Source organism: Oscillatoria nigro-viridis PCC 7112, from assembly GCF_000317475.1.
In the GTDB taxonomy this organism is placed as follows: Bacteria; Cyanobacteriota; Cyanobacteriia; order Cyanobacteriales; family Microcoleaceae; genus Microcoleus; species Microcoleus nigroviridis.
Window position 1 is genome coordinate 199870 of the sequence record NC_019729.1, and the last position, 22174, is coordinate 222043.

General features: G+C 45.9%; 24 protein-coding genes. 15 read left to right on the plus strand and 9 right to left on the minus strand.

From position 1 onward, the window contains the following. Nucleotides 1–102 precede the first annotated feature (102 nt). Nucleotides 103–351, minus strand: a complete 249-nt coding sequence (locus OSC7112_RS40610) for a helix-turn-helix domain-containing protein (protein ID WP_223300730.1) — start codon at nt 349–351, stop codon at nt 103–105. 227 nt (nt 352–578) lie between these two features. Between OSC7112_RS40610 and OSC7112_RS00875 the strand changes: the two genes are divergently transcribed. The 5 genes from OSC7112_RS00875 (at nt 579) to OSC7112_RS00895 (ending at nt 4616) form a co-directional block, all read left to right on the plus strand. Continuing rightward, entirely contained in the window at nt 579–794 is a 216-nt protein-coding gene (locus OSC7112_RS00875) for a hypothetical protein (RefSeq protein WP_015174146.1), read from the plus strand. Nucleotides 795–909: 115 nt separating this feature from the next. Further along, nucleotides 910–3300 (plus strand): dynamin family protein, encoded by a 2391-nt coding sequence (locus OSC7112_RS00880; RefSeq protein WP_015174147.1) that lies wholly within the window; start codon nt 910–912, stop codon nt 3298–3300. Nucleotides 3301–3435: 135 nt separating this feature from the next. Next, nucleotides 3436–3774, plus strand: a complete 339-nt coding sequence (locus OSC7112_RS00885) for a hypothetical protein (protein ID WP_015174148.1) — start codon at nt 3436–3438, stop codon at nt 3772–3774. Beyond that, a complete protein-coding gene (locus OSC7112_RS00890; protein ID WP_015174149.1) occupies nt 3771–4160 on the plus strand; it encodes a type II toxin-antitoxin system VapC family toxin in 390 nt (129 codons plus the stop codon). Before OSC7112_RS00885 ends, OSC7112_RS00890 begins: the two co-directional genes overlap by 4 nt. Before the next feature lie 69 nt (nt 4161–4229). After that, on the plus strand, nt 4230–4616 hold the full coding sequence (locus OSC7112_RS00895) for a hypothetical protein (protein WP_015174150.1): 387 nt from the start codon (nt 4230–4232) through the stop codon (nt 4614–4616). 124 nt (nt 4617–4740) lie between these two features. On the opposite strand, the gene OSC7112_RS00900 is transcribed toward OSC7112_RS00895, so the two are convergent. Both OSC7112_RS00900 and argB read right to left on the minus strand, forming a co-directional pair. After that, nucleotides 4741–4983: a DUF4926 domain-containing protein gene (locus tag OSC7112_RS00900; protein ID WP_015174151.1), complete on the minus strand. Its 243-nt coding sequence runs from the start codon at nt 4981–4983 to the stop codon at nt 4741–4743. Nucleotides 4984–5167: 184 nt separating this feature from the next. Continuing rightward, nucleotides 5168–6079 (minus strand): acetylglutamate kinase, encoded by a 912-nt coding sequence (gene argB, locus OSC7112_RS00905; protein WP_015174152.1) that lies wholly within the window; start codon nt 6077–6079, stop codon nt 5168–5170. Between the two features lie 246 nt (nt 6080–6325). Between argB and OSC7112_RS00910 the strand changes: the two genes are divergently transcribed. Beyond that, the gene (locus OSC7112_RS00910; protein ID WP_015174153.1) at nt 6326–7117 is read left to right on the plus strand and encodes an HAD family hydrolase; all 792 of its coding nucleotides are present in this window, start codon (nt 6326–6328) and stop codon (nt 7115–7117) included. 84 nt (nt 7118–7201) lie between these two features. On the opposite strand, the gene mreD is transcribed toward OSC7112_RS00910, so the two are convergent. The 3 genes from mreD to OSC7112_RS00925 all read right to left on the minus strand — a co-directional run bounded on the left by mreD (nt 7202) and on the right by OSC7112_RS00925 (nt 9670). Beyond that, entirely contained in the window at nt 7202–7768 is a 567-nt protein-coding gene (mreD, locus tag OSC7112_RS00915) for a rod shape-determining protein MreD (protein WP_015174154.1), read from the minus strand. After that, nucleotides 7765–8571, minus strand: a complete 807-nt coding sequence (mreC, locus tag OSC7112_RS00920; RefSeq protein WP_015174155.1) for a rod shape-determining protein MreC — start codon at nt 8569–8571, stop codon at nt 7765–7767. Before mreC ends, mreD begins: the two co-directional genes overlap by 4 nt. Before the next feature lie 91 nt (nt 8572–8662). Further along, nucleotides 8663–9670 (minus strand): rod shape-determining protein, encoded by a 1008-nt coding sequence (locus OSC7112_RS00925; protein ID WP_015174156.1) that lies wholly within the window; start codon nt 9668–9670, stop codon nt 8663–8665. A 330-nt stretch (nt 9671–10000) separates the two neighbouring features. Here OSC7112_RS00925 and OSC7112_RS00930 point away from each other — a divergent pair, with 330 nt between their 5' ends. From OSC7112_RS00930 to OSC7112_RS00965, 8 genes are all read left to right on the plus strand, one after another. Continuing rightward, nucleotides 10001–10360 carry a single-stranded DNA-binding protein gene (locus tag OSC7112_RS00930; protein WP_015174157.1) on the plus strand — a complete coding sequence of 120 codons (360 nt, stop codon included), beginning with the start codon at nt 10001–10003 and terminating at the stop codon, nt 10358–10360. A gap of 47 nt (nt 10361–10407) precedes the next feature. Next, nucleotides 10408–10929: a tetratricopeptide repeat protein gene (locus OSC7112_RS00935; protein WP_015174158.1), complete on the plus strand. Its 522-nt coding sequence runs from the start codon at nt 10408–10410 to the stop codon at nt 10927–10929. Nucleotides 10930–11007: 78 nt separating this feature from the next. Further along, the gene (locus tag OSC7112_RS00940; RefSeq protein ID WP_015174159.1) at nt 11008–11667 is read left to right on the plus strand and encodes a hypothetical protein; all 660 of its coding nucleotides are present in this window, start codon (nt 11008–11010) and stop codon (nt 11665–11667) included. Nucleotides 11668–11930: 263 nt separating this feature from the next. Further along, entirely contained in the window at nt 11931–13235 is a 1305-nt protein-coding gene (locus OSC7112_RS00945) for a TldD/PmbA family protein (RefSeq protein WP_015174160.1), read from the plus strand. 223 nt (nt 13236–13458) lie between these two features. Continuing rightward, nucleotides 13459–14283, plus strand: coding sequence for a DUF3153 domain-containing protein (locus OSC7112_RS00950; protein WP_015174161.1), 825 nt, complete (start codon nt 13459–13461; stop codon nt 14281–14283). A 329-nt stretch (nt 14284–14612) separates the two neighbouring features. Beyond that, the gene (locus OSC7112_RS00955) at nt 14613–15002 is read left to right on the plus strand and encodes a LapA family protein (RefSeq protein ID WP_015174162.1); all 390 of its coding nucleotides are present in this window, start codon (nt 14613–14615) and stop codon (nt 15000–15002) included. A gap of 73 nt (nt 15003–15075) precedes the next feature. After that, on the plus strand, nt 15076–15894 hold the full coding sequence (locus OSC7112_RS00960) for a segregation/condensation protein A (RefSeq protein WP_015174163.1): 819 nt from the start codon (nt 15076–15078) through the stop codon (nt 15892–15894). Nucleotides 15895–16211: 317 nt separating this feature from the next. Further along, nucleotides 16212–17372, plus strand: a complete 1161-nt coding sequence (locus tag OSC7112_RS00965; protein ID WP_015174164.1) for a nucleotidyltransferase family protein — start codon at nt 16212–16214, stop codon at nt 17370–17372. 118 nt (nt 17373–17490) lie between these two features. Here OSC7112_RS00965 and speA read toward each other — a convergent pair whose 3' ends face one another. The 3 genes from speA to OSC7112_RS00980 form a co-directional block, all read right to left on the minus strand. Further along, nucleotides 17491–19497: a biosynthetic arginine decarboxylase gene (speA, locus tag OSC7112_RS00970; protein WP_015174165.1), complete on the minus strand. Its 2007-nt coding sequence runs from the start codon at nt 19495–19497 to the stop codon at nt 17491–17493. A gap of 324 nt (nt 19498–19821) precedes the next feature. Next, entirely contained in the window at nt 19822–20973 is a 1152-nt protein-coding gene (locus OSC7112_RS00975) for a helix-turn-helix domain-containing protein (RefSeq protein WP_041622306.1), read from the minus strand. A 164-nt stretch (nt 20974–21137) separates the two neighbouring features. Beyond that, complete coding sequence (locus OSC7112_RS00980; RefSeq protein WP_015174167.1) at nt 21138–21728, minus strand: DUF3611 family protein; 591 nt, start codon at nt 21726–21728, stop codon at nt 21138–21140. A 167-nt stretch (nt 21729–21895) separates the two neighbouring features. Between OSC7112_RS00980 and OSC7112_RS39215 the strand changes: the two genes are divergently transcribed. Then, on the plus strand, nt 21896–22066 hold the full coding sequence (locus OSC7112_RS39215; protein ID WP_172186391.1) for a CAB/ELIP/HLIP family chlorophyll-binding protein: 171 nt from the start codon (nt 21896–21898) through the stop codon (nt 22064–22066). Nucleotides 22067–22174 lie beyond the last annotated feature (108 nt).

Below are 22174 nucleotides of genomic sequence, written 5' to 3' on the forward strand. Positions count from 1 at the left end.
TTTAAATTCAGGAGAAGACTGAGTTTTATATCCGGCTTCTTCTAGCCGATCGCAAATATTGCGCCAATTTCCTACAGGTTCGTTAGGTACATCTGCGATTTTTTAAACATACTGGTATAAAGTTTTACACAAATAAACCTCTGCACTTTTGGAACTCTGAAACAGTTGGCGGGCGATTTCGGCGGGACTGCAACCGGAAAGCAATCCTCGGAGGTAAAGTTTTTCTGTTTCTGTTAATCCCCTGCGCGATCGGGGAGAGATTTGCCGTTTAGCTTCTGCAAAAGCTTGGTAAAGTCTTTCTAAGTCCCAGTGTTTGGCGGCTTCGGCAAATAAATCTTCTTTTGATGCCATTTTCGGGTGTGGTGAGATGTGGCTAACAATAGCATAACCGAAATTGCTAGCGTTTGTTAGTTGTTTGCTAACAATAGGTAGTTTAGTATTAAATTACCCACTCATTGTCTCAGTGCAAATACTTAGAAAAGCGGGAAAGTGCGATCGCGATATTTCAAATTTTGCCTGTTTAGTTAACTTTCGTTAGTCAAACAGTTAGTTTTTGTCCCTTACACTGAGGTATTCCAATGGCTAAAGGTGATGAAATAGCGAAAGCGGCAGGTTCCGCTGCTGCGGGTGCTGCTGCGGGTGCTGGTGTGGTAGCTGCTTCTGGTTTTACGGCAATTGGTGCTGTTGGTGGAGGTGCAGGTATGGGTGCTGCTGCTGGCCCCGTTGGTATAGCCGTAGGTGCATTAGCAGGTTTGGCATTTTACGGGATTAGCAAGGCTCTTTCTGACGACTAAACATTGACTCGCGCCAGGGACTGAAGTCCCTGGCTAATAACTAAAGTCGGTTGAAACCGACTGAAATGATCGGGCAATTATCTTTGTGTCATTTTTTTTTCACCATTATTAATTTATGTCTTCTCAAGAATTCCAAGCAGCCTACAACAGCATCAAGGACACAGGTTATCGCCTCTTACAATATCTTAAAGAATTTCAAGAGGGGCTCGGCATTCAGGGAGATGAAAGTCAAGGGCTACAAAGCATTGAAGATGAAATTAACAAAGCTTTAAAGGCTTTGCAAGATCAGAAATATCAAGTAGCCGTCATTGCAGCAATGAAAGCTGGCAAAAGCACCTTCTTGAATTCTATCATCGGTGCTGATGTACTGGCGAGTGAAACGGCCGCCTGTACTATCTGCCGTACAGATGTCCGACACATTAAACCAGGCGAAACCCCTAAACTTTTAGAGTATCGAGAAGGAGAAAGAAAACCAGTCATTCTTGTTGAGGGTGATGCAGGCGAAATTCAGCAAAAATTCCTGCTGCGTACCCGTGAAATCCGAGAACAAGGCAATCCCGATAACACTACACGCTTTGAGATAGAGCATCCGATTGAAGCAATTAGCCAATTATCTTCTCTCACAGGCTTTACCTTAGTTGATACTCCCGGCCCTAATGAGTGGGAGTCTGCAAACTTCAACATTAATGAACTAAAGCAGACAGCACTAGAAGCACTGCGAACCTGCAATGCCATTCTGTTTATTTTAAACTACGCATCCTACAAAGATAATGCAGTTGCCGATTTGTTTAAGGATGTTGTTGAAAATCGTAAGGATTTTATAGCTGAGAACACGGGAAAAATTTACTTTATTTTGAATAAAGTTGACCAAAAAACAGAGAGAGACAAAGAAATTGCTGATGTCATTAAAGATTTAGAGCGAGAGTTAGTTGGCTTTGGCTTTTGCAATCCAGTTATTTACCCTGCTAGTTCTAGACAAGGACTTCTAGCGAAACTGATTCAGCAAGAAAAGGCCACTGAAAGCGAAACCAAAGACTTTAAAAAATTCTTTAGTGCTAGGTATGCCACGGAAGATGAGGAAGGAAACCAGATTATTCCTGCACCCCGAAAAATAGCAGCGCAAGCACTAGCAGATAGCGGTATCCTAACCATTCAAGAAACAGTCATTCAAAGGATTACTCAAAATTCTGGCTGGAATTTATTGAGTGAGGTGGTGGCAGAAATCGATAAAGCTGCTAAGGCTATTGAGGATACTCTGAATACAGAGATCCGGGGTTGGGAAATGGGGATTGAAGCCCTCAAACAAAAAGTAGAAGAGTACAGGAAACGCTCAGAAAATGCGAGGAGCCGAGTTGAATTAGTAAAAACAGCCGTGGAGGTACAAAAGCAAATACTAATTCAAGGATTTAGTCAAGGCATTAACACATTTGCTGATGAAGCTAAAACTCAGATAACCAGTGAGATAGATAAGATTGCAGGAGCACGTTCCGCTAACTCTCCAAAACCAAAAGATACTAAATATCTTCCCCAACCACGATCCAAAGTTGAAAAAAAGGGCTTCGTCGGACAAATAGTGGGAGAAATTGGAGAAGCACTATTAGGATCTATCCCTGTTTTTGGTGAGGGATTAGGCAAAGCATTCAAATTGAGCACATCTCTCTGGGATAAACTGAGTGAAACTGTTCCTGACAATTTCAATGGTTCTGTATCTGAACAAGATGATAAGCCTGAAAAGTTCGATCCATACATTATCCGTTGTAAGACTCAGACTGAAGCTCAAAAAATCCTAAAAACTATTAATGATGTTTGTGCGCCAAGTATTGAAAGTTGGTGGATAGATACTCAAGATCAGTTAGTTCGAGAGGGTACTAGCATCCGAGAGCAGTTAGCCGAAAAGATTCAAGAAGATATTCAAAAAATATCTGATGAGTTGTCTAATTATTTGGGTGATACTTTACAGGTTAGACTGAATATTAACCCGATTCAGTTTCCGAGTTTTGATTTTCCCGGAATTGATGCAGGGATTCAACGTCAAGTAGAGATATTTACCAGGACTGAAAAGATAACTGAGCTTAAAAAGAAAAGCAGGACAAAAAAATCAAAGAGTTTATGTAAGGGCGATCAAACTTACACGGTAGACGTTCCTATTGAAAAAACAATTGAAGTTCAAGACCAACGTACTATTTATCAAGTTGACTTGCGCCAAACTGTAAAACAAATTAAGCACAAAATTGATGACAATGTATCAGGAAGCCAGTTGCTGCTAGAGCAGGTGATAGAGCAACAAGTTTCTACGGATTTTAAAAGTGCCGAACGGCAAATCAATGATTATATCAACAGGTTTCAAAATGACTTCGATCGCGTTTTGAAGGAACGGGAAACGAAAGAAGCAGAAGCGCCGGAAATTCTGGCTCGTCTTGAGTATCAAAAAGCCAAGCTTATTGAGTACCTCAGTCAATTAAGTTCGATTCGGGAATCTCTCGATAGTTGGAAGCCCGTTAAGTAAAGTTATAGAAAGTACGATCGCCCTTTTTTCCCAAAGTGCGATCGACCTATAATTTCAGCATGGCAACCACTATCAAATTCACCAGAGCGATCGGTATAATTAAAAAATCAACATCAAATACAGTCAATTAATGCCATGATTGCTAATTTGCCCATCAAGCTGCCTCACTTACCCAACAGCTTGCCCAGCGAAGGTTCTGTCCGCATTGAGTTGGTCAACGGACTCTTAATATTTAGCGCTTCTATTCAAACCCAGGAACGAATTCAAACTTTAACAGCTCAACAACAAGCATCAAATCTCACTCCCGAAGAACAAACAGAATTGGATGGATATCGAGAATTCATTAGCTATCTAAATTTGGTAAATGAAACCATGAAAAATACTTTTCTATATCCTTTGCGAGGCACTGTCATTGGCTATGATGAGCCGTTTGAACCTGCGGTTTCCTTGGAAGATTGGGAAGTGTTACAATGATTGTACTAGATACTCATATATGGGTTTGGTGGGTTGATGATAACACACGACTGACTCAGAAACATCGGGACTGGATACAACAATATCAATCTCAAGGTTTAGGAATCAGCATCATTTCTTGTTGGGAGGTTGCTAAATTAGTAGAAATGGGAAGACTTACTTTGTCCGTTACAGTTGATGAGTGGTTAAAACAAGCTTTGGCTTATCCCGGAGTGCAGCTACTCGAACTCACCATTCCCATCATTGTCGAGTCAACTAAACTCACAGGTTTTCACCGCGATCCAGCAGATCAAATTATTGTGGCAACTGCGAGGATTTGCGGGTGTCCCTTACTAACTGCTGATGCAAAAATTCTGGCATATTCTGATGTACAGACTCTTCAGTGACAGGTAAAAAATGCCTTCGCCCCGGCCGCAAACTCTGGTTTCGCTGCTACTTTCAGTGAGGGAAAATACATGAAAATTCGAGAATCAGTTGGTAAGAGCATCTGGAACAATTCTGAGGGTTGGTGCTGCGAGCCTCTTGACCCCATACCGCCCGGTCATATTGCCCTAGCCGTTGAAGCGATAGATATTAATCTTGTAGACTGGGATCTCGAAGAAATTGGGGAAAAAGCAGGTTTTGATATTCAGTACAAATACACGGGAGTCAATGACCCGAAAGATTCATCTTTAGCTTGCGTAACTCAGTTTGTGGGTATCTACGAGGACTTCTCAAAGCTCGATCGCGATTTGGAAGTTTTGATGGCAGCCGGCATCCCGCGTCATTTATTTAAAATACTGACTGACAACGATGACATCGATTTGAAGCCTGTCACGCCATACCTCAAAGCAGTTTCCTAATGTTTTGGGTGCAACGCAATTGTTGCTTTTTCAAAGTACGCGGGTGCGTAGCTATCCCGTAGGAAATAGCCCTTTTTTCCTAAAGTGCGATCGCCCTTATCTAACTTCTATTCTCCTCGCATTACTAAGCAACTTCGAGTTCATATTGCAGAACTAAAATTTCATCAGCTTTCAACATAGCCATAGCATATTCACTCCCTTGACTATCAGCAAACTCCACTAAATACTGACATTCCTTTCCCGTCTCATACACTTCAATAATAGTTCCCACAAGTCCAACTGGCAAACTAGAAATAGATGCGTATTCTGGTTCCACTAGCGCTAATCGCGTATTGGAAATCGGCTTGAGAATCGCAACAGAATCCAAAACTCTAAAGTGTTTGATCGTAGTTTAACAAAAGCTGAAATCCAACAACGGTTAGAATTAGTTGAAGTATTTTCCGAGCAGTACCTTCTCAAGGTTTTTAGGGGCAGGTTTAGTTAGGATATACCCAATCGCAGCGAGTTTACCCCTTTCACGCACCCGCCCTCCCCACGCTAGGATTTACACCTTACTTAGGCCTTAAGTTCGCGCTGCTAAACTCAGAAGCAACAATCATCGACCCAATCCCCGCATCCGTAAATATTTCTTGCAGCAAAGCATGAGGAATTCGACCGTCAATAATGTGAGCACCCTTCACACCCTGAGCCAAACTCCGCACACAACAATTAACCTTCGGAATCATCCCCCCAGAGACAACTCCCGACTCAACCAACTCTCTCGCTTCCTGAATATCTAACTTAGCAATCAGACTCTCAGGTTTGTGATAATCCTCTAAAATTCCCGCCGTATCAGTCATCAAAATCAACTTTTCTGCTCCCAAACCAGCCGCAATTTCCCCAGCTACCGTGTCAGCATTAATGTTGTAAGATTGACCGTTTTCATCGGCTGCCACGCTCGACACCACCGGAATATAACCGCTGTTCACCAAAGACTCCAAAATCTGGATTTTCACGCCGCTGACTTCACCAACAAATCCAATTCCTTCCCGGCCATCTGGACGAGCTTGAATCAGATTGGCATCCTTGCCGCACAATCCCACTGCTTTGCCGCCAGCTTGGTTGATTAACGAAACAATTTCCTTATTTACTTTACCCACCAAAACCATTTCTACAACTTCCATTGTCGCGGCATCAGTCACCCGCAAACCATCCTTAAATTGCGGCTCAATTCCCAATTTTTCCAGCCAAATATTAATTTCCGGGCCGCCGCCGTGAACCACAACCGGACGCATCCCCACGCAAGCTAGCAGCACAATATCCCGAACTACCTTGTCTTTGAGATTGCTATCTTTCATCGCCGCACCGCCATATTTGACCACAATGGTGCGACCGGCAAAGTGTTGAATGTAAGGCAGTGCTTCGGACAGCACCTCTACTCGATTAGTGTCCGAATTCCTAACAAAATCGCTTTGTTTGAGCATGGGTAAATTACAAAAGACTAAAAACTTAATTCTAAACTTTAATGGCTAAAGCACAGATCAACAGCCACAAAAATCACTTTTTCCCTTGAAGTTATGGACGCACAGGCCCCCTCGCCTTTATTGAACCCCATCCTCAAAAAATTAATAGGTTTTTTTAATAAAATGATTAAAATTTATGTATTATAACTTATACATTTTTTGCTACAGTCAAGAAATGTATAGCTCCCTTGATTTACTTAACCTTTTATGTTAACTGCTGTCGCCCAAGACTCCGAAAACCTTCAGTCCAAGCTACCATCAGAGGCTGACTCGTCCCCCCGGATGACGGTATTTTGCGATTTAGACGGGCCCATAGTCGATGTGTCCGATCGCTACTACACTACCTACCAACAGGGATTGGCCGATACTCAAGCAGCTTATCTCGATCGGGGAATCAACCTCAACCTTCACATCCTCAGCAAACAGCAGTTTTGGCAAATGAAACAAAACCGAGTGCCCGATGCTGAAATAGCCAAAAGTTCCGGCTTGTCGGGAGAAGAAATTCACGTTTTTCTCGGATGCGTCAGTCAGATTGTCAATCAGCCAGACTTGTTGCACTTAGATCGCATCCAGCCGGGAGTGCAATGGGCGATCGGACTTCTGCACTCCCGCGGCGTGCGGCTGATTTTAGTCACCCTGCGGCCGAGAAATCAAGCCGTTCAACTGTTACAAAATTACGGTTTAGCCAGACTGTTTACCAGCATTCGCGGCAGTCAGATGGTCGATGCCGCCTACCATAACTATACAGCCTTAAAAACTGAATTGTTGGCTGAAGTGGCAGAAGAATTTGAGTCATCGCTGGGTTCTGCTTGGATGATCGGAGATACAGAAGCAGACATCCTCGCAGGAAAAGCATTGGGAATACCTACAATTGCCGTTACCTGCGGAATTCGCAGCCGCTATCAACTCCAAAAGCACCAGCCTAATTTCATTCTCAGCAACTTGATTATTGCCGTTCATCACTTATTAGGTTCCGGACAACAAATAATAGTAGAATGACTCCAGTTAACAGTAATTAGTTAACAGTTAACTGTTGACGGTTAACTGTTGACTAAGGACTCATGACTGCTGACTAATAACTGACTAAGGCTTTTCTAGATTCCTGGTCATTTCCCACAAGCGATTGAGCGGAAAATAAATCACCGGAGCCCAAAGACTGCTAAGAATAGCAGAACACAAAGCCACTCGCTGATGATAGCTCCAAATTTCCAGTAAAGCCCGATCGCCCATAGTAAAAAATTGCAGCCCCATCACCGTTTCCGCTACCACCGCCATCCCAAACACAATTAACGCCATCGGAATCGGATCTCTCTCAACAATATCTACCGGAATCGACCAGGTTTTCTGCAAAACAACTGTTAAGACTCCTACAACAACTAGACTGACAGCGTGGGTGGGATGAGGAGCCGTCATCGCATCTTGAAGAAACCCCAAAACCAAGCCCATGCTTGCAGCTCCCCAAACTGTACGTTTCCGCTTAATACTCCAAGCTACCAACCAAATTAACAGCCAGTTCGGTCCAATTCCCAGCAATTCCATTCCCGGCATCCGAGTGGGCAATATCAGTATGCACAGCATCACAGATAGAAATGTAACTGCGAAGTTGAGAAATTGGCGCGATCGCGAAGACATCCGAGATAAAGCTTTCATTGTTGCTGTGCTCCCTCGGATGGTGCAGAAGATTGACTCTGCGAATCCTTTGTTTCGGCTTGCTTAGAGTGGGGGTAAACCACCGCCCACTCCAGAGCATTCATCGGTGCAGAAAACTCAACCACAGCTTCTGGAGCCGGAGTTTTATTCATATCCACCGAAACCACTTTTCCCACCGGCAAACCAGGAGGGAACAACTGACTGAAAGAAGAGGTTGAAACCACATCCCCAGGCTTGACATTGGGAACATTATCAAAAAACTCCATCACAGCCTGATTACCCCCTTTACCGCGCATAAAACCCATGTGGCGACTGCGGGTAATTCCCACACCCAATTGACTCGTAGCGTCGCTGACTAACAGCACCAAGCTAGTATTAGGAGTAACGCTGACAACTCTGCCTACTAAACCGCCGGGGCCCATCACAGTAAAATCTGTTTTGATGCCATCCTTACTGCCGCGCCCCAAGGTTACTTGCTGCCACCAGTGGTCGGCGCTGCGACCGACAATAGGAGCTACAATCCCTTTAGGTTTCTTAGCAGAAACGTAACCTAAAAGCTCTTTTAGCTTCTGATTTTGAGTCTCTGATTCTAATAGCTGCGCTTGCAATTCTTGAGTGCGCGCCGAGATGAGCTCCTCTTGTGCAGATCCGTTGGCGTGAAACGGACGAGTCACCCAATTGTAAACTTCAAATACTGCCGCACCTTGTGTTTGTCGAACTCCCCAAGCGGCAGTTACAGCTAAACCTAAAAGAGCAATTTGCAGCCGCAGATCCCACCACTTTCGGAATGTATTTTTTAGCATAATTTCACTAATCTAAAATTGTTAAGTCAGGATTTTAGATTTGAGATTGCAGCCGTATTTATTGCTAAATCCACAATCCCAAATTTTTTAACTACATATTACGCGACGACTGCCCGCTGAAAACCCGTTCCAACTGTTTGTTTTCCAATACTCGACCAGTTCCCAAAACCACGCAGCACAGCGGATCGGCTGCCACGTGAGTGACAATTCCTGTTTCGTGACTGATCAGAGTATCTAAACCTTTCATCAGCGCGCCGCCACCAGCCAGCATAATTCCCCTGTCAATAATATCTGCTGCTAATTCCGGCGGGGTGCGTTCCAAAGTACGCTTGACAGCTTCCACAATTACTGAAAGCGGTTCCGACATACTTTCGCGAATTTCTGGGCCTTTGATAGTAACAGTTCGCGGCAAACCAGACAGTAAGTGCAAGCCCCGCACTTCCATCATTACATCGTCATCCTCTGGAGTTGGATATGCAGAACCAACCTGAATCTTAATTTCTTCAGCAGTGCGTTCGCCGATGACCAAATTGTGAACTTTTTTCATGTATTGGACGATCGCCTCATTGAGTTCGTCGCCGGCTACCCGCACAGACTCGCTGATCACCGTACCTTGCAAACTCAAAACCGCAACTTCCGTAGTACCTCCGCCTATATCTATAATCATATTGCCAGTCGCCTCAGCAACAGGCAGTCCAGCCCCGATCGCCGCCGCGATGGGTTCATCAATTAACCGTACTTCTCTAGCACCAGCCTGAGTCGCCGCCTCAATGACAGCACGCCTCTCGACTCCGGTGACACCGCTGGGGATGCCAATAATGATCCGCGGCGAAACTAAGCTTCGGCCTTCGTGAACCCTGCGGATAAAAGTCTTGAGCATCAGTTCTGCCGTATCGAAGTCTGCAATTACGCCGTCGCGAAGCGGGCGCAGTGCGATGACATTCCCTGGCGTGCGCCCGAGCATTTTTTTTGCTTCTTCTCCAACAGCCAGCGGTATTTTTAAATCTTGGTCGATCGCCACTACAGAAGGTTCCTGCAGAACAATACCTTGGCCCGATACATAAACGAGCGTGTTAGCAGTACCGAGGTCGATACCCATATCTCTAGATAACGAAAATCGATTGAGAAGACCCACTGATTTGTACCCCCCCCCAAAAACTAAAATACTATTGTGTGCAATAATGTTGTTACAAAAGTGTAACCGAGGTGGATTCTATTACGTTTTTCATCCTGAGTCTAGTCAGAAATGTACATTGTCGAGCTCAGGTGAGCGCAGACTTGCCAATCATCCACAATCAATATGTTCTCCTAACTGGGTGTACAATCAGGATGAAGCCTCACAAGCGCTGTTCCAAGTTCAGTTTGGAGGCTAATGCGCGTGTGGACTGTTTAACTACATCACCGATCGACCACATTCCCAAAAAAGTTTATGAGTCTTAATGTTGTAACTTTAGTAGGCCGCGTCGGCGGCGACCCGGACGTAAAGTATTTTGAGTCGGGTACAGTTAAGTGTAATTTGACGCTGGCAGTGAACCGCAGAACCAAGAACAGCGATCAACCAGACTGGTTCAATCTGGAAATCTGGGGCAAAACAGCGCAGATTGCTGCTGACTACGTTCGCAAAGGCTCTCTAATTGGCGTAACTGGCTCTTTGAAGTTCGATCGCTGGCAAGACCGCAATAGCGGAGCAAATCGCTCGAAGCCGGTAATTAAAGTAGACCATTTAGACTTGCTGGGTTCCAAACGCGACAACGAGTCGGGTATGCCGCAACACAACAGCGAATTCTAGCGTTTGGGGAATTTGGGAATTAATATTTGTGAATTGGGTGGGTGCTCGTGACTTCAGAAAAGTTAGAAATTGTTCAAACTGAGTACCAAGCTGGGCAAGTAGCTTTTGAGAGTGGCCGGTATGCTCAAGCTGTGCAGAGTTTAGAAACAGCTACCGGTTTAGTCGATCGAAATTCGCGGTTGGGCGGTGAGGTGCAGATGTGGTTAGTGACAGCCTACGAAGCCTCTGGCAATACAGAAAGGGCGATCGAGCTTTGCAGGCAACTCACCCGCCATCCCCGCCTAGAAACCCGCCAGCAAGCAAAGCGCTTGCTGTTCATTCTCGAAGCTCCCAAACTCACTATACCTCCTGAATGGATGGTGAAAATCCCCGATTTGGCAGCTTTAGATGAAAATCAATCAATCAGTTTTCAAGCCAATCCGAACGCTGATATCAAGTACGCTAAACCCAAGCCAGTCGTACCAGAGCCTGTAGATTTGAGTCAGGTTAATACGAAAGACAATCGGTTTATCTGGGTGGCGTTAATCGCGATCGGGCTAATTTTGATCGGCTTATTTATTAGTTATTAATAATTTTTTTCCTTCTCACCAACTCTATCTCTAGGGTGCGCCGAGGCGCACCTTACCCCTACTGAGAGAAGTTAAGCAATGCCTTTTAGCAATTATAAAAGTATCAGTGCGGTCGCCAAAGAATTCCAAATTAATTACCTGCGAGATAATTTCATTGTCGAAACAGAATTTGCAGTCAGCGACGTTTTTCGGAATGAATTAGAATTGATTTTCAATGAGGGAGTATTTGACAACTCGGAAATCGCCATTTGTGAAAATATCATTTATCCTGTATTAAAAGAAGTTTGGAAAAAATATCGCAGTAATTTTCTAATCTGGAGTCACCAAACCTTAGTCTATAATGAGAATCTGTCAGGAATTCTAGATTATATATTGGCCAAGCGCTCCCCCCTTGGCACAGTAGTTTTTGACAAGCCCTATTTCATATTAGTTGAAGCCAAGAAAGAGAGCGCATTTGATGAAGGATGGGGGCAGTGTTTGGCAGAAACGATCGCCGTGCAGCGACTTAACAATGAACCGGAACAAACTATCTTTGGTATTGTTTCTAATGGGGCAGTTTGGCAGTTTGGCAAGTTCAAATTAGATATGTTTACTCAAAATAAAATTTTCTATACTATTCAGGACTTAGAACGACTGTTTGCAGCCGTTAACTATGTTTTTAAACAGTGTGAATTACAATTAGAGGACAAGGAAGAAGTAAGGAACGACACTGATACACGGATTAATTATCGAGCATGAGGCAGGAGTCAATCGATTGCGCGATTTTAGATTTGAGATTTGAGATTGACTTGCGCGAGATAAATGCTCTTTCTTGAGGATTTGAGATTTGAGATTGACTTGCGCGAGATAAATGCTCTTTCTTGAGGATTTTAGATTTTAGATTTTGGATTGATTCCACGGATAAATCACGTGGCGGGTACGACCTTTGAAATTCTTGGTCAGATGTTGAATAGCGATAATTGCTAAAATAAAAAAAAGACCAAACCAGAAAGGCGATTATTGTGAGCGATTCAACCGTAGACCAGATTTTGAAATTGGCCTCTCAGCGCGCCGGTGCGGCTGAAGTATACTACCTGTCGAGTCAAGACACCCCCATCGAATTTGAAAACAATCGCCTCAAATCCCTGCAAACCAAAGCCCTCCGAGGCGTAGCACTCCGGCTGATTTACAATGGCAAAATCGGTTTTGCCAGTTCCACAGATTTGACGCGGATAGACGATTTAGTAGATGCAGCGATTCAAACAGCCGAAATCGGCGACCCCGCAGAATTTGAACTCGCCTCCAACTTCCACCTCAAAGGCCCGGAAACCACCTACACTCCGCCCACAACTCAAGAATTAGTCGAAAACGGCAAAAACCTGATCGAGCAAGTTCACGCCTACAATCCCGATATTATGGTAGATGTCGGCTTTCACGTCCGCACCAGTCGCGTGAAAGTTGCCACGACGCGAGACGTTGACGCCGAAATGTACAGCCAAATAGTCAGCGGCACTATTGCTGGCAATTTGGTCAAGGGAGAAGACTTTATGCAAGCATACAGTTACGACGTAGCGCGCGATCGTCCCCTAGACACCGACAGCATCCTCCAATCACTCCTCGAAAAATACCGCCTCGCCGAACATCCAGCCACCATCACCAGCGGTTCCTACCCAGTATTATTTACCCCCAGAGCCGCCGCTAGCACCCTCGGCAGCCTGTTTGATACCATCCTTTCAGGTCAAACAGTAGTTCAAAAAGCCTCTCCCCTAGCCGACAAAATCGGCGAAACCTTATTTGACAAACGCTTTACCTTTTTTGAAGACCCCACTTTAGGCCCTTCTGCTTGTCCCTTTGACGACGAAGGTACGCCCACCACCCGCAAAGTCTTGATAGACAAAGGTACTGTCACCGGATTTTATTGGGATCGCAGGTGGGCCGCTCGCGCTGGTGTACGATCGACTGGCAACGGTTTTCGCAGCGGATTGTCTCGCCCAGGCCCGGATTTGACTAACTTTTGCATTTCCCCAGGAAATACCGCCACTCAAGACTTGATTGCTAGCATGGACGAAGGTCTAATAGTAGAGCAGGTTTTAGGTGCCGGTCAGTCCAATCAGTTAGCTGGCGAATTTTCTGTCAATTTGGACTTAGGCTATAAAGTAGAAAAAGGCAAAATTGTCGGCCGCGTCAAGAATACAATGGTGGCAGGCAGCATTTTTGAAGCCTTTAAAAATTTGGCAGATTTGAGCAGCGAAGCCGAATGGGTAGGCGGTGCGGCATATTTGCCGAGTATACTGTTTCAACAGTTGGGTGTAGCTTCGAGACAATAAGTTCAGTGCGGTTTTACTCGTTACCAGGCTCTGCCTGGTAATACATATCGTGAGGCTCTGCCTCGAATTTGGATGAAAGCTTGCGAGCCAAAGCCTCTGGACATGGGTTCCCCGGCAGAGCCTAGGAACCAGTTCAAACGTGCAGAACAAACATAGAAACAGTGTCGGCAATTCAACGCTTTGCTAATTCATGCAAATACGTAAAAATAGGGAAAAATGTATCATGAAAGAGCAAAATGTCAAGGATGGAACTGGGAAGAATAAAAAGAATTTTTTCTTTCTTTTACCTTTGGTTTTTTGCCTTTTAACTCTAGTGACTGGATGCGTTCAGTACGATGTCGGGGTTAACTTTGAGAGTCAAACTCGCGGCGAAATCGTGCAGCACATTAAACTGGGGGAAAGGTTGACGAGCTTCAGCAGCGAAACTGTTGCAGAATGGTTGAAAAGCGTAGAACGCCGGGTGAGGTTGCTTGACGGAAAAACTAAACGGCTTTCGCCCACAGAAGTTCTAGTGAGGATTCCTTTCAATAATGGAGCCGAGTTGGAAGACAAATTTAACCAATTTTACAATCCGATCGCACCAACCGCAAAATATCGGGTCGCAAGTCCGCTAGAAACAGATTTGCCGAAGTTTGAATCTCACCTTAGTGTCAAGCAGAATAATTTGTTATTGGTGCTGCGAAATCGGTTGAGTTTGGAATTGGATTTGCGCTCTCTTTCACTGCTTTCTTCTAATGGCAGTCTGCTGCTGAGCCCGGGGGGACTGTTGGAGCTAGAGTTTCGTTTGAACACGCCTTGGGGTGCCGAAAGTATTGAAACTGTCGCCGGTGCGCTGGTTCCCGAAAGCTATCAGCAGGGAAAACAGTTAGTTTGGAAGCTCAAACCCGGGGAAGTTAACTATTTGGAGGCGATATTCTGGATTCCGAGTCCCGTAGGAATTGGGGCGCTGATTATTGCCTTATTTGTAGCTACGGGCATTGCTTTGAAATATCAAATATTGCCGGCACTCTCAATCGGCAAGAAACCGCAAAACATCGGTCAAACCTAAACAGGATATGTCGTGCAGGGGCGGGTTAACCAATATCTTCAATCAACTCTCGCGAGCTCCAATAAACCCGCCCGTCCCCGGATATTTTGGTTAATTGACCCGATTTGATCTTAGGATCGCGAATTAAATAACTTACAATTTTAATTATTATTGTGGGATGGGCGTCCCGCCCGTCCAAAAAGGACGGGCGGGACGCCCATCCCACTTTCAAGAGTGGAAGTTATTTAATTCTCATTCCTTATCAAAAAAACTGGCAGTATCTGCCAAAAAACAGTTGACAAAGGGGCAAGAATTTGCTTAATCTGAATTGAGAATTAGGAACAGAGAAAATGCGATCGCTAAATTTCTTCTTCATCTTTCTGATTTGCTTGGCTCTAGTATTATTCAGCATCGAAAATACACAGCCAGTCGCGATTCAAGTTATCGAAGGCGTCCAAGTTAAAGCTCCGCTGTGCGTAGAACTAATTGTAGCGACTGGATTAGGGGCAACACTAGCGTGGCTGTTCAGTCTGTGGTCGAGAATGCAGCGAACCCTCGCGTTGCGCCAAGAGATGCGCCAAGTTCGCGAAAAAGAGCAGCGGATTCAGGAATTAGAACAAAATCTTGAACGCTATAAAGCCGAAGTAGAAGCCAAACAACCTTTGTTAGAAAGTGCAGAACCGATAAGTTTAGAAATAGCTGCCATTGAGGGCACAACTGCTGAAACGATCGCCAATTAACTTGATATGCTCTCTGGTTTTCTCAGAGGCAAAATCTAAAATCTAAAATCTAAAATCTAAAATTTAAAATCGAATGGCCGTTTCCCGAGACCAAGATGGCTTAGAAACGATTTCAGAGGGGATCGCAATTTTAATTGACCTAGCCGAACGGGGAGAAATCGATCCTTGGGACGTTAAGGTAATTGAAGTGTTCGATCGATGTCTGAGCAAGCTTACGAACGCCTGCGATGCCGATCAAAGTAAGGATTTCTCCGATTTGTCCCACTCCGGCCAAGCGTTTTTGTACGCTTCAATGCTGGTGTTGCTCAAAGCAGAAAGTATCGTCCTCTCAGAACCCCCCGCGAATCCCGACTCTGCCGACGAGCCGGCAGTAGAAGACGCAGAGCACTCAGGCGGGCGACACTTGCCGCAGCATTTAGAGCGGCAATTGCGCCGTCGCGGTGTAGCTCAACTACCGCAAAAACGCCCGGTGACTCTCCCAGAACTGATTGAGCAGTTGCAGCTAATGAAAGCAGCTATGGAGCAGCAGACTGTTACTCCCCGGCGCCGCCCTACCTCAAAAATGCGATCGCAAGCTGCCCAGGCTATCTTTGAGCTAGCTCACCAAGAAAATCTCGTAGAAACTGCTAGCGAACTCGAACGGTTTCTGGCTCAGCGCGGCCCGGAAATTGACGAGGGTTGGCTCGACTTGGACAAATTGCTAGAGCTCTGGCATCATAACGATTTGCACTCTCCTGTCAACCCGGAACTCCCGCTATCGACTGGGGAAGTTCACTTGCCAAATCATGACCGCGTGGGTATTTTTTGGGCGTTGTTGCTGCTATCGGCTCAGTCTAAAGTAGAGTTGCTTCAAGAGGAGTTTTACCAAGACCTCAAAATCCGCGCGCTTTGAGCTCGCAGGGTATTAGGTTCTCGGGGGAAACTAATAACTATGCTACTGCGTCGGTTAAGATTCTAGGCAGAATCTCGCTATCTGGCATTCTGTTGCTGAGTCCCGAATGCGGAGAGCGGGAGTGTGAAATTATTGCTGGTTCCCGATACCTGGTTTCTTAAATCCAGGTAAATTCGGAATAAATGATTTATAGCCTGGTACGATGCCGCCTATAAACAGGTCAGGATTTTGCTGTGCTCGATCGATTCGACGATCGCAACCGCTAGCATCTAATTGTTCAGTTGATATCAGTTAACAGAGGGTTGAGGAAGTTAAGAATGAAAGCGATGATTCTGGCGGCCGGTAAAGGCACTCGCGTCCGTCCTATTACTCAGACAATACCCAAACCGATGATTCCCATCCTGCAAAAGCCTGTGATGGAGTTTTTGGTTGAATTGCTCCGCCAGCACGGATTTGACCAAATTATGGTCAATGTTTCCCACCTGGCAGACGTGATTGAAAACTACTTCCGCGACGGTCAAAAGTTTGGGGTACAAATTGCCTATTCTTTTGAAGGGCGAATTGAGGAGGGAGAAATGATTGGAGAGGCTCTCGGTTCGGCTGGTGGCATGAAACGAATTCAGGACTTCTCGCCGTTTTTTGACGATACTTTTGTGGTGCTGTGCGGCGACGCTTTGATTGACTTGGACTTGACTGCTGCCGTGAAGTGGCACCGGGAAAAAGGGGCGATCGCTACTATTGTTATGAAATCGGTTCCCCGCGAGGAGGTTCCCAGTTACGGAGTGGTGGTAACAGACGAGTCTGGCAAAGTTAAAGCTTTCCAAGAAAAACCTTCTGTAGAAGAAGCTCTGAGTACCGACATTAACACTGGTATTTATATTTTTGAACCGGAAATATTCAAATACATCCCTTCGGGTCAGGAATACGATATCGGTTCGCAGTTATTCCCCCACCTAGTAGCAGAAGGCGCGCCTTTTTACGGGATTACCATGGACTTTGAGTGGGTGGATATCGGCAAAGTTCCTGACTATTGGCGGGCTATTCAGAGCGTGCTGCTGGGACAAGTTAAAAATGTTTCGATTCCGGGAATTGAAGTACGCCCCGGCATTTACGCTGGTTTGAATGTAGCTGTCAACTGGGATAAGGTTGATATTACTGGGCCTGTTTACATTGGCGGGATGACGATCATTGAGGATGGAGCAAAAATTATCGGCCCGACAATGATCGGCCCAAATTGTTGGCTTTGCAGTGGCGCCAATGTGGAAAACAGCGTGATTTTTGAGTATTCCCGTTTGGGGCCGGAGGTGCGGTTGGTTGACAAACTGGTGTTCGGGCGCTACTGCGTTGATAAAACCGGCGCTGCGATCGATTTGCAAGCGGCGGCTCTCGATTGGCTGATTACTGACGCTCGCCAAGTTTTACCGACTCAACACGGAGAAGAGCGGCGGGCGATCGCAGAAATTCTCCGTCCTGAATAATTGGTAATTGGTAATTGGTAATTGCTCAAGGTAAGGTGCGCTAGGCGCACCCTACTTTTACATTTACGATCTCAGCTTTCAATTCTGGTAATGTGCTTAGGTTGCACCCTACATTTCACTACTGAAGATAAGTATATTGGCTGAGACTCCGCTCGTAATTTTGCAGCAAAAGTTGGGCCTCGGAAAGAGTAATTTTATTTTGCTGCAAAGCTGCTTCTGTCTGGCGGCGGATGCTTTCAACCAAATTTTCTGAATCGTACTGGACGTAGCTGAGGACTTCTTTCATAGTGTCTCCTTTCACAACGTGTTCGATATGATAGCCAGAAGGTGTTAGCTGAATGTGAACTGCATTTGCATCGCCGAATAAGTTGTGAAGGTTGCCCATAATTTCTTGATAAGCACCTCCCAAAAATAGCGCCAAATAGTAAGGTTCTCCAGGTTTGAGAGTATGCAGTTCCAAAACCGACTTCACATCTCGCAAATCGATGAATTGGTCGATTTTGCCGTCGCTGTCGCAGGTAATATCGGCTAAAATACCGCGTTGAGTTGGTTCTTCGTCGAGTCGGTTAATTGGCATAATTGGGAACAATTGGTTAATTGCCCAACTGTCCGGTACTGACTGGAAAACAGATAAGTTGATGTAATAAATGGAAGCCATCACCTTTTCTAAGTCTTCCAAATCGTCCGATACATATTCTTTTTGCCGCGCGATCGCCTGTATTTTATCGCAGCAAGCCCAGTACAACTGTTCGGTTTTCGCCCGTTCCGCAATTCCCAAATAGCCTAAGTTAAATAAACTGACTGCTTCTTCCTTGAATTGGATAGCATCGTGATAAACTTCCTGGTAATTTTCGGGACTGATAGATTGGTAAATTTCGTAGAGATTGCGCGGAATTTGGTGCGCGTTTTCATCTACTGGTTCTGGTACTTCTCTGGGGACATCGCTAGTACCGAGTACGTCAAAAACTAACACTGATTGGTGAGAAGCGATCGCCCGCCCGCTTTCGCTAATGATAATTGGAACCGGGATTTTGCGCTCGTCGCAGGCATCTTTCACTCCCGCTACTACATCGTTAGCGTAGTTTTGCATATTGTAGTTTTTGGAAGCGTGGAAGTTTGTTTTAGACCCGTCGTAGTCAACGCCGAGTCCGCCGCCTACGTCCAAGTAGTTCATATTAGCTCCCAATTTAGCTAATTCTACATAAATGTGGCTGGCTTCTCGAATGGCGTCTTTGATGACACTAATTGAGCAAATTTGAGAGCCGATGTGGAAGTGCAGTAACTGCAAACAATCTAGCATTCCAGCTTTTTCTAGTTCGCCGACTGCACGGATAATTTCAGGAATTGTCAAGCCAAATTTTGCCCGATCGCCCGTGGAACCTCCCCAGCGGCCAACCCCTTTGGTAGTGAGTTTTGCTCGCACTCCCAAAATCGGTTTAATTCCTAATGCTTTGCTCGCGGCGATTGCGAGTTCTACTTCCTCTATTTGCTCCAGCACAATTACGGAAGTTTGCCCTAGCCGCTGCGCCAAAATAGCAGTTTCGATGTATTCGCGGTCTTTGTAACCATTACAAATTAACAAAGCGCCTGGGGTTTTTAAGGTCGCCAAAGCTATCATTAATTCCGGTTTCGATCCGGCTTCCAGTCCGAAGTGATGCGGTTCACCAAAACGCACCAAATCTTGAATTAATTGTCGGTGCTGGTTGCATTTAACTGGAAACACACCGCGATAGACATTTTTGTAATTGTACCGAGCGATCGCTCTGGCAAAACAAGAATTTAAGCGCTCGATCCGGTCTTCCAAAATATCAGAAAATCGAATCAACAGTGGCAAAGCCAAATTTCGCTGTTTCAGGGATTCTACCAGTTCGCACAAGTCGAGAGAACCGCCGCGATCGCCCTTGGGAGATACTGTAACGTGACCGGCTGCATTGATCGAAAAATACGGTTCGCCCCAACCTTGAATTCGGTAGAGTTTCTCACTATCTTCTATAGTCCAAGATGCTTGTGGCAGTTGAGCCGCCGTTACCAAAGCACTGTCTGGTGCCGCCAAACTCGTGACTGTTGGCGAGTGAGTCGATAGCGGATCGAGATCGGAGAAAGCAGCGGTGGCTGGGGAACTCATCTTATCGGAAACCTCTTTTAGGAGTGGTCAAATAGATAGTTTATCGCACATATCGGGTTTCCTGATGCAGTTGAAAAATCACTTTGGGTACACGGGCGGGCGATTTTAGATTTTAGATTTTAGATTTTAGATTTTAGATTTTAGATTTTAGAATTGACTCTACAGATGGATGAAGGTAGGGGATTGAACTAAAATCTCAACCGTAATTGCTCTCCAGGATTCATTTCTTCAAGCAAGTATCCCTATGGAGGTGAATTCGGAAACCGGGTTTCCGAATTCACCTGCACCAAGAGAGTGGTCGGACGAGCGCTCGCCCGACACACACTAACCAAAAATCACCTCCGGCGGCGCCATGTCAGCCCCCATAATCAATCCCCCGTGACTCTGAGACTTCTTCAAGCCCGGTTGAGGTGCTTTTTCTGGGGTCTTCTGAGCCGGTGCAACTGAGGCTGGCGGTGTCACCTGCGTTGGAGGTACTGCCTGTGCTCCTGGCACCACGGGTTGCTGCGACAGCCAACCCAAACCCCCTACAGCCCCGGCCATCAAAGCGGTGTAGCCAATGTACAAATGCACCGGACGCATTTGAAAGCCTTCGCCTGAGTCGGAATCGGAAACAGACACATACATACTGGGAATTGGACTCGGATCGGGTTTGGGCAAAGCATTCGCCATAGCGCTACCGTCAAGTCCCAAGGCGTCGCCCAGTCTGCGGATAAAACCTCTCACGTAAATATCTTGCGGCAGTTTCTCGATTTCCCCATTTTCGATCGATTCGATGTGGTGCAGCGGCACGAGAGTTTGACTGTGGAGTTGCTGCAGGGATAGGGAGCGAATTTGCCGTCCCTTACGCAATTCTCTACCCAACTCCTGCAGGCACTCTTCTCGCTCTTGAACAGCTATTGCTGCTGCTTCTTCCTTGGTGAGTTTTTTCGGCTTCTTGGGAAAACCGAACCCTAGGAAGGATTTTCCGGGGACGGTGACAGTTGCAGGTGCAGCCGACTCGACTTTTATTTCGTCTTGGGGCGCTTGTTTGCTGTCTTCAGAAGTGTTAGGGTCTCGATCGGAATTTTCTGTGTCGGACTCGGTTTGGGGCGGCGCTTCCACACTAGCGCTGCGCCAATAGAAGACAGGAACAGCTACTGGTGGCTCCAATTCTTGAATTTCTGTCACCGTCTCAATGGCGGGACTTACAGCAGCAAAACTCTGTTCGGCTACTTGCGGTTCAATTTTGTTTTGTTTGGGAAATCGGTCAAATGCGAGCTTGACGGCTTCTCTGCTAACTGCTCTAATTAAAATTTCGGCAGCGGAGGCTGCTTCGCCCAACATTGTTTGCAGGCTAGCTAGAGCGTGGCTGTAGGTGTCGCTACAGAGGAGTTCAGCTTCTATTTGACCCAGGACTGAACGAAAACTTTCTTGAGAAATTTCAATAGTTGGGTGATCTGTCACCCCAAAATAAGCCTCGGGTTTCAGTGCCATGATATTCATGTTGTCTTGGTAGAAGGTATCTGAGTACGTTCTTCGACAGGTTGGCAGTGATTCCGGATGTCGGTTGGGCGAGAGTGGGAGAGTGGGAGAGTGGGAGAGTGGGAGATTGGGAGAGTGGGAGAGTGGGAGAGGCGCAATTCCCACTTACCAATTTTCTATTGCTTGTGGATGCGATCGAGCAACCAAAGAGCGCCGAAAATCCCGACAAAATGGGCAACAGTGGCGTGAGTATTGGCGAGTACCACAAATATATCTAGCGGCTGAATAAATCGCCCCAAATCAACTGCGGCACCGAACAAGGCTTGCGGCTGAGCTAGAGATTTGGCTAAAAGCGTGCCGCTGATGGCTTCTGCGCCGATCAGCGTCAGCAGCATTCCTGACAAGTTGCTCATCAGTGACAGCCGCACCTCTTTGATGGTATCTGCTTTTTTGGGGCGGACTGCGTTAGCGGGCGATCGCAGTTGTCTCGACAAGCGAGTGAAGCGGAAAGAGCGATATACGCTGTAAGCGAGTACGGCCAGCCCGCAAATGGCAAAAAATACCCCCCCGCCTGTACCGGCACTGTTTGAACCCGCAGCGGTGGTAGCGCTGGGGATGGCGAAGGGGATGGCAAAGAGCAAAATGATCCCCGCTACCACCGCTAGCACTAACTGTACCCAGAAGCAAACCCAGCCTGTTGTACGAAGGGCAAAGGCAACTCGCTGTACGGCAACAGGAAGCTTATCGTTATCTAACTGATTAGTCATATTTTGAGCGGGTATAATTAATTGGCATTAGTTGGCAGCAGTTTTTTCTCTTCGGGGACGGTTGACGGCGGTTAACCCTCTTTATAATAGAAGTAGCAATGTTTAAGATTTGTAACTAACATTGGATTTCACATTTGAATAGCGTCGATCGCCAGGTACCCAAAGCAATGACACAACTACAACCCACCGTCACTCCCAAACTGGAACAGCCAAAGTTTGGCTTCAACAGCTACGCGGAACGCCTTAACGGTCGAGCCGCGATGATCGGTTTTTCTCTAACTTTAATTATCGAGTATGTCACAGGCCAGGGCTTGCTGTCCTGGTTAGGTCTCAACTAATTTTAGCAATGGCGCGGTCAGCCTTACACTTGGTCTTGACTCGAACGGCAGCGGGTGTCACTTCTGCTGACCGCGACAAATTCGGGAATTGATTAAAATATTAATTAC

Excerpts from the sequence above, each read along its gene's own strand:
- OSC7112_RS40610 (WP_223300730.1), bottom strand. The coding sequence starts at position 351 with ATGGCATCAAAAGAAGATTTATTTGCCGAAGCCGCCAAACACTGGGAC.
- OSC7112_RS00875 (WP_015174146.1), top strand. The coding sequence starts at position 579 with ATGGCTAAAGGTGATGAAATAGCGAAAGCGGCAGGTTCCGCTGCTGCG.
- OSC7112_RS00880 (WP_015174147.1), top strand. The coding sequence starts at position 910 with ATGTCTTCTCAAGAATTCCAAGCAGCCTACAACAGCATCAAGGACACA.
- OSC7112_RS00885 (WP_015174148.1), top strand. The coding sequence starts at position 3,436 with ATGATTGCTAATTTGCCCATCAAGCTGCCTCACTTACCCAACAGCTTG.
- OSC7112_RS00890 (WP_015174149.1), top strand. The coding sequence starts at position 3,771 with ATGATTGTACTAGATACTCATATATGGGTTTGGTGGGTTGATGATAAC.
- OSC7112_RS00895 (WP_015174150.1), top strand. The coding sequence starts at position 4,230 with ATGAAAATTCGAGAATCAGTTGGTAAGAGCATCTGGAACAATTCTGAG.
- argB (WP_015174152.1), bottom strand. The coding sequence starts at position 6,079 with ATGCTCAAACAAAGCGATTTTGTTAGGAATTCGGACACTAATCGAGTA.
- OSC7112_RS00910 (WP_015174153.1), top strand. The coding sequence starts at position 6,326 with ATGTTAACTGCTGTCGCCCAAGACTCCGAAAACCTTCAGTCCAAGCTA.
- mreD (WP_015174154.1), bottom strand. The coding sequence starts at position 7,768 with ATGAAAGCTTTATCTCGGATGTCTTCGCGATCGCGCCAATTTCTCAAC.
- mreC (WP_015174155.1), bottom strand. The coding sequence starts at position 8,571 with ATGCTAAAAAATACATTCCGAAAGTGGTGGGATCTGCGGCTGCAAATT.
- OSC7112_RS00925 (WP_015174156.1), bottom strand. The coding sequence starts at position 9,670 with ATGGGTATCGACCTCGGTACTGCTAACACGCTCGTTTATGTATCGGGC.
- OSC7112_RS00930 (WP_015174157.1), top strand. The coding sequence starts at position 10,001 with ATGAGTCTTAATGTTGTAACTTTAGTAGGCCGCGTCGGCGGCGACCCG.
- OSC7112_RS00940 (WP_015174159.1), top strand. The coding sequence starts at position 11,008 with ATGCCTTTTAGCAATTATAAAAGTATCAGTGCGGTCGCCAAAGAATTC.
- OSC7112_RS00950 (WP_015174161.1), top strand. The coding sequence starts at position 13,459 with ATGAAAGAGCAAAATGTCAAGGATGGAACTGGGAAGAATAAAAAGAAT.
- OSC7112_RS00955 (WP_015174162.1), top strand. The coding sequence starts at position 14,613 with ATGCGATCGCTAAATTTCTTCTTCATCTTTCTGATTTGCTTGGCTCTA.
- OSC7112_RS00960 (WP_015174163.1), top strand. The coding sequence starts at position 15,076 with ATGGCCGTTTCCCGAGACCAAGATGGCTTAGAAACGATTTCAGAGGGG.
- OSC7112_RS00965 (WP_015174164.1), top strand. The coding sequence starts at position 16,212 with ATGAAAGCGATGATTCTGGCGGCCGGTAAAGGCACTCGCGTCCGTCCT.
- speA (WP_015174165.1), bottom strand. The coding sequence starts at position 19,497 with ATGAGTTCCCCAGCCACCGCTGCTTTCTCCGATCTCGATCCGCTATCG.
- OSC7112_RS00975 (WP_041622306.1), bottom strand. The coding sequence starts at position 20,973 with ATGGCACTGAAACCCGAGGCTTATTTTGGGGTGACAGATCACCCAACT.
- OSC7112_RS00980 (WP_015174167.1), bottom strand. The coding sequence starts at position 21,728 with ATGACTAATCAGTTAGATAACGATAAGCTTCCTGTTGCCGTACAGCGA.
- OSC7112_RS39215 (WP_172186391.1), top strand. The coding sequence starts at position 21,896 with ATGACACAACTACAACCCACCGTCACTCCCAAACTGGAACAGCCAAAG.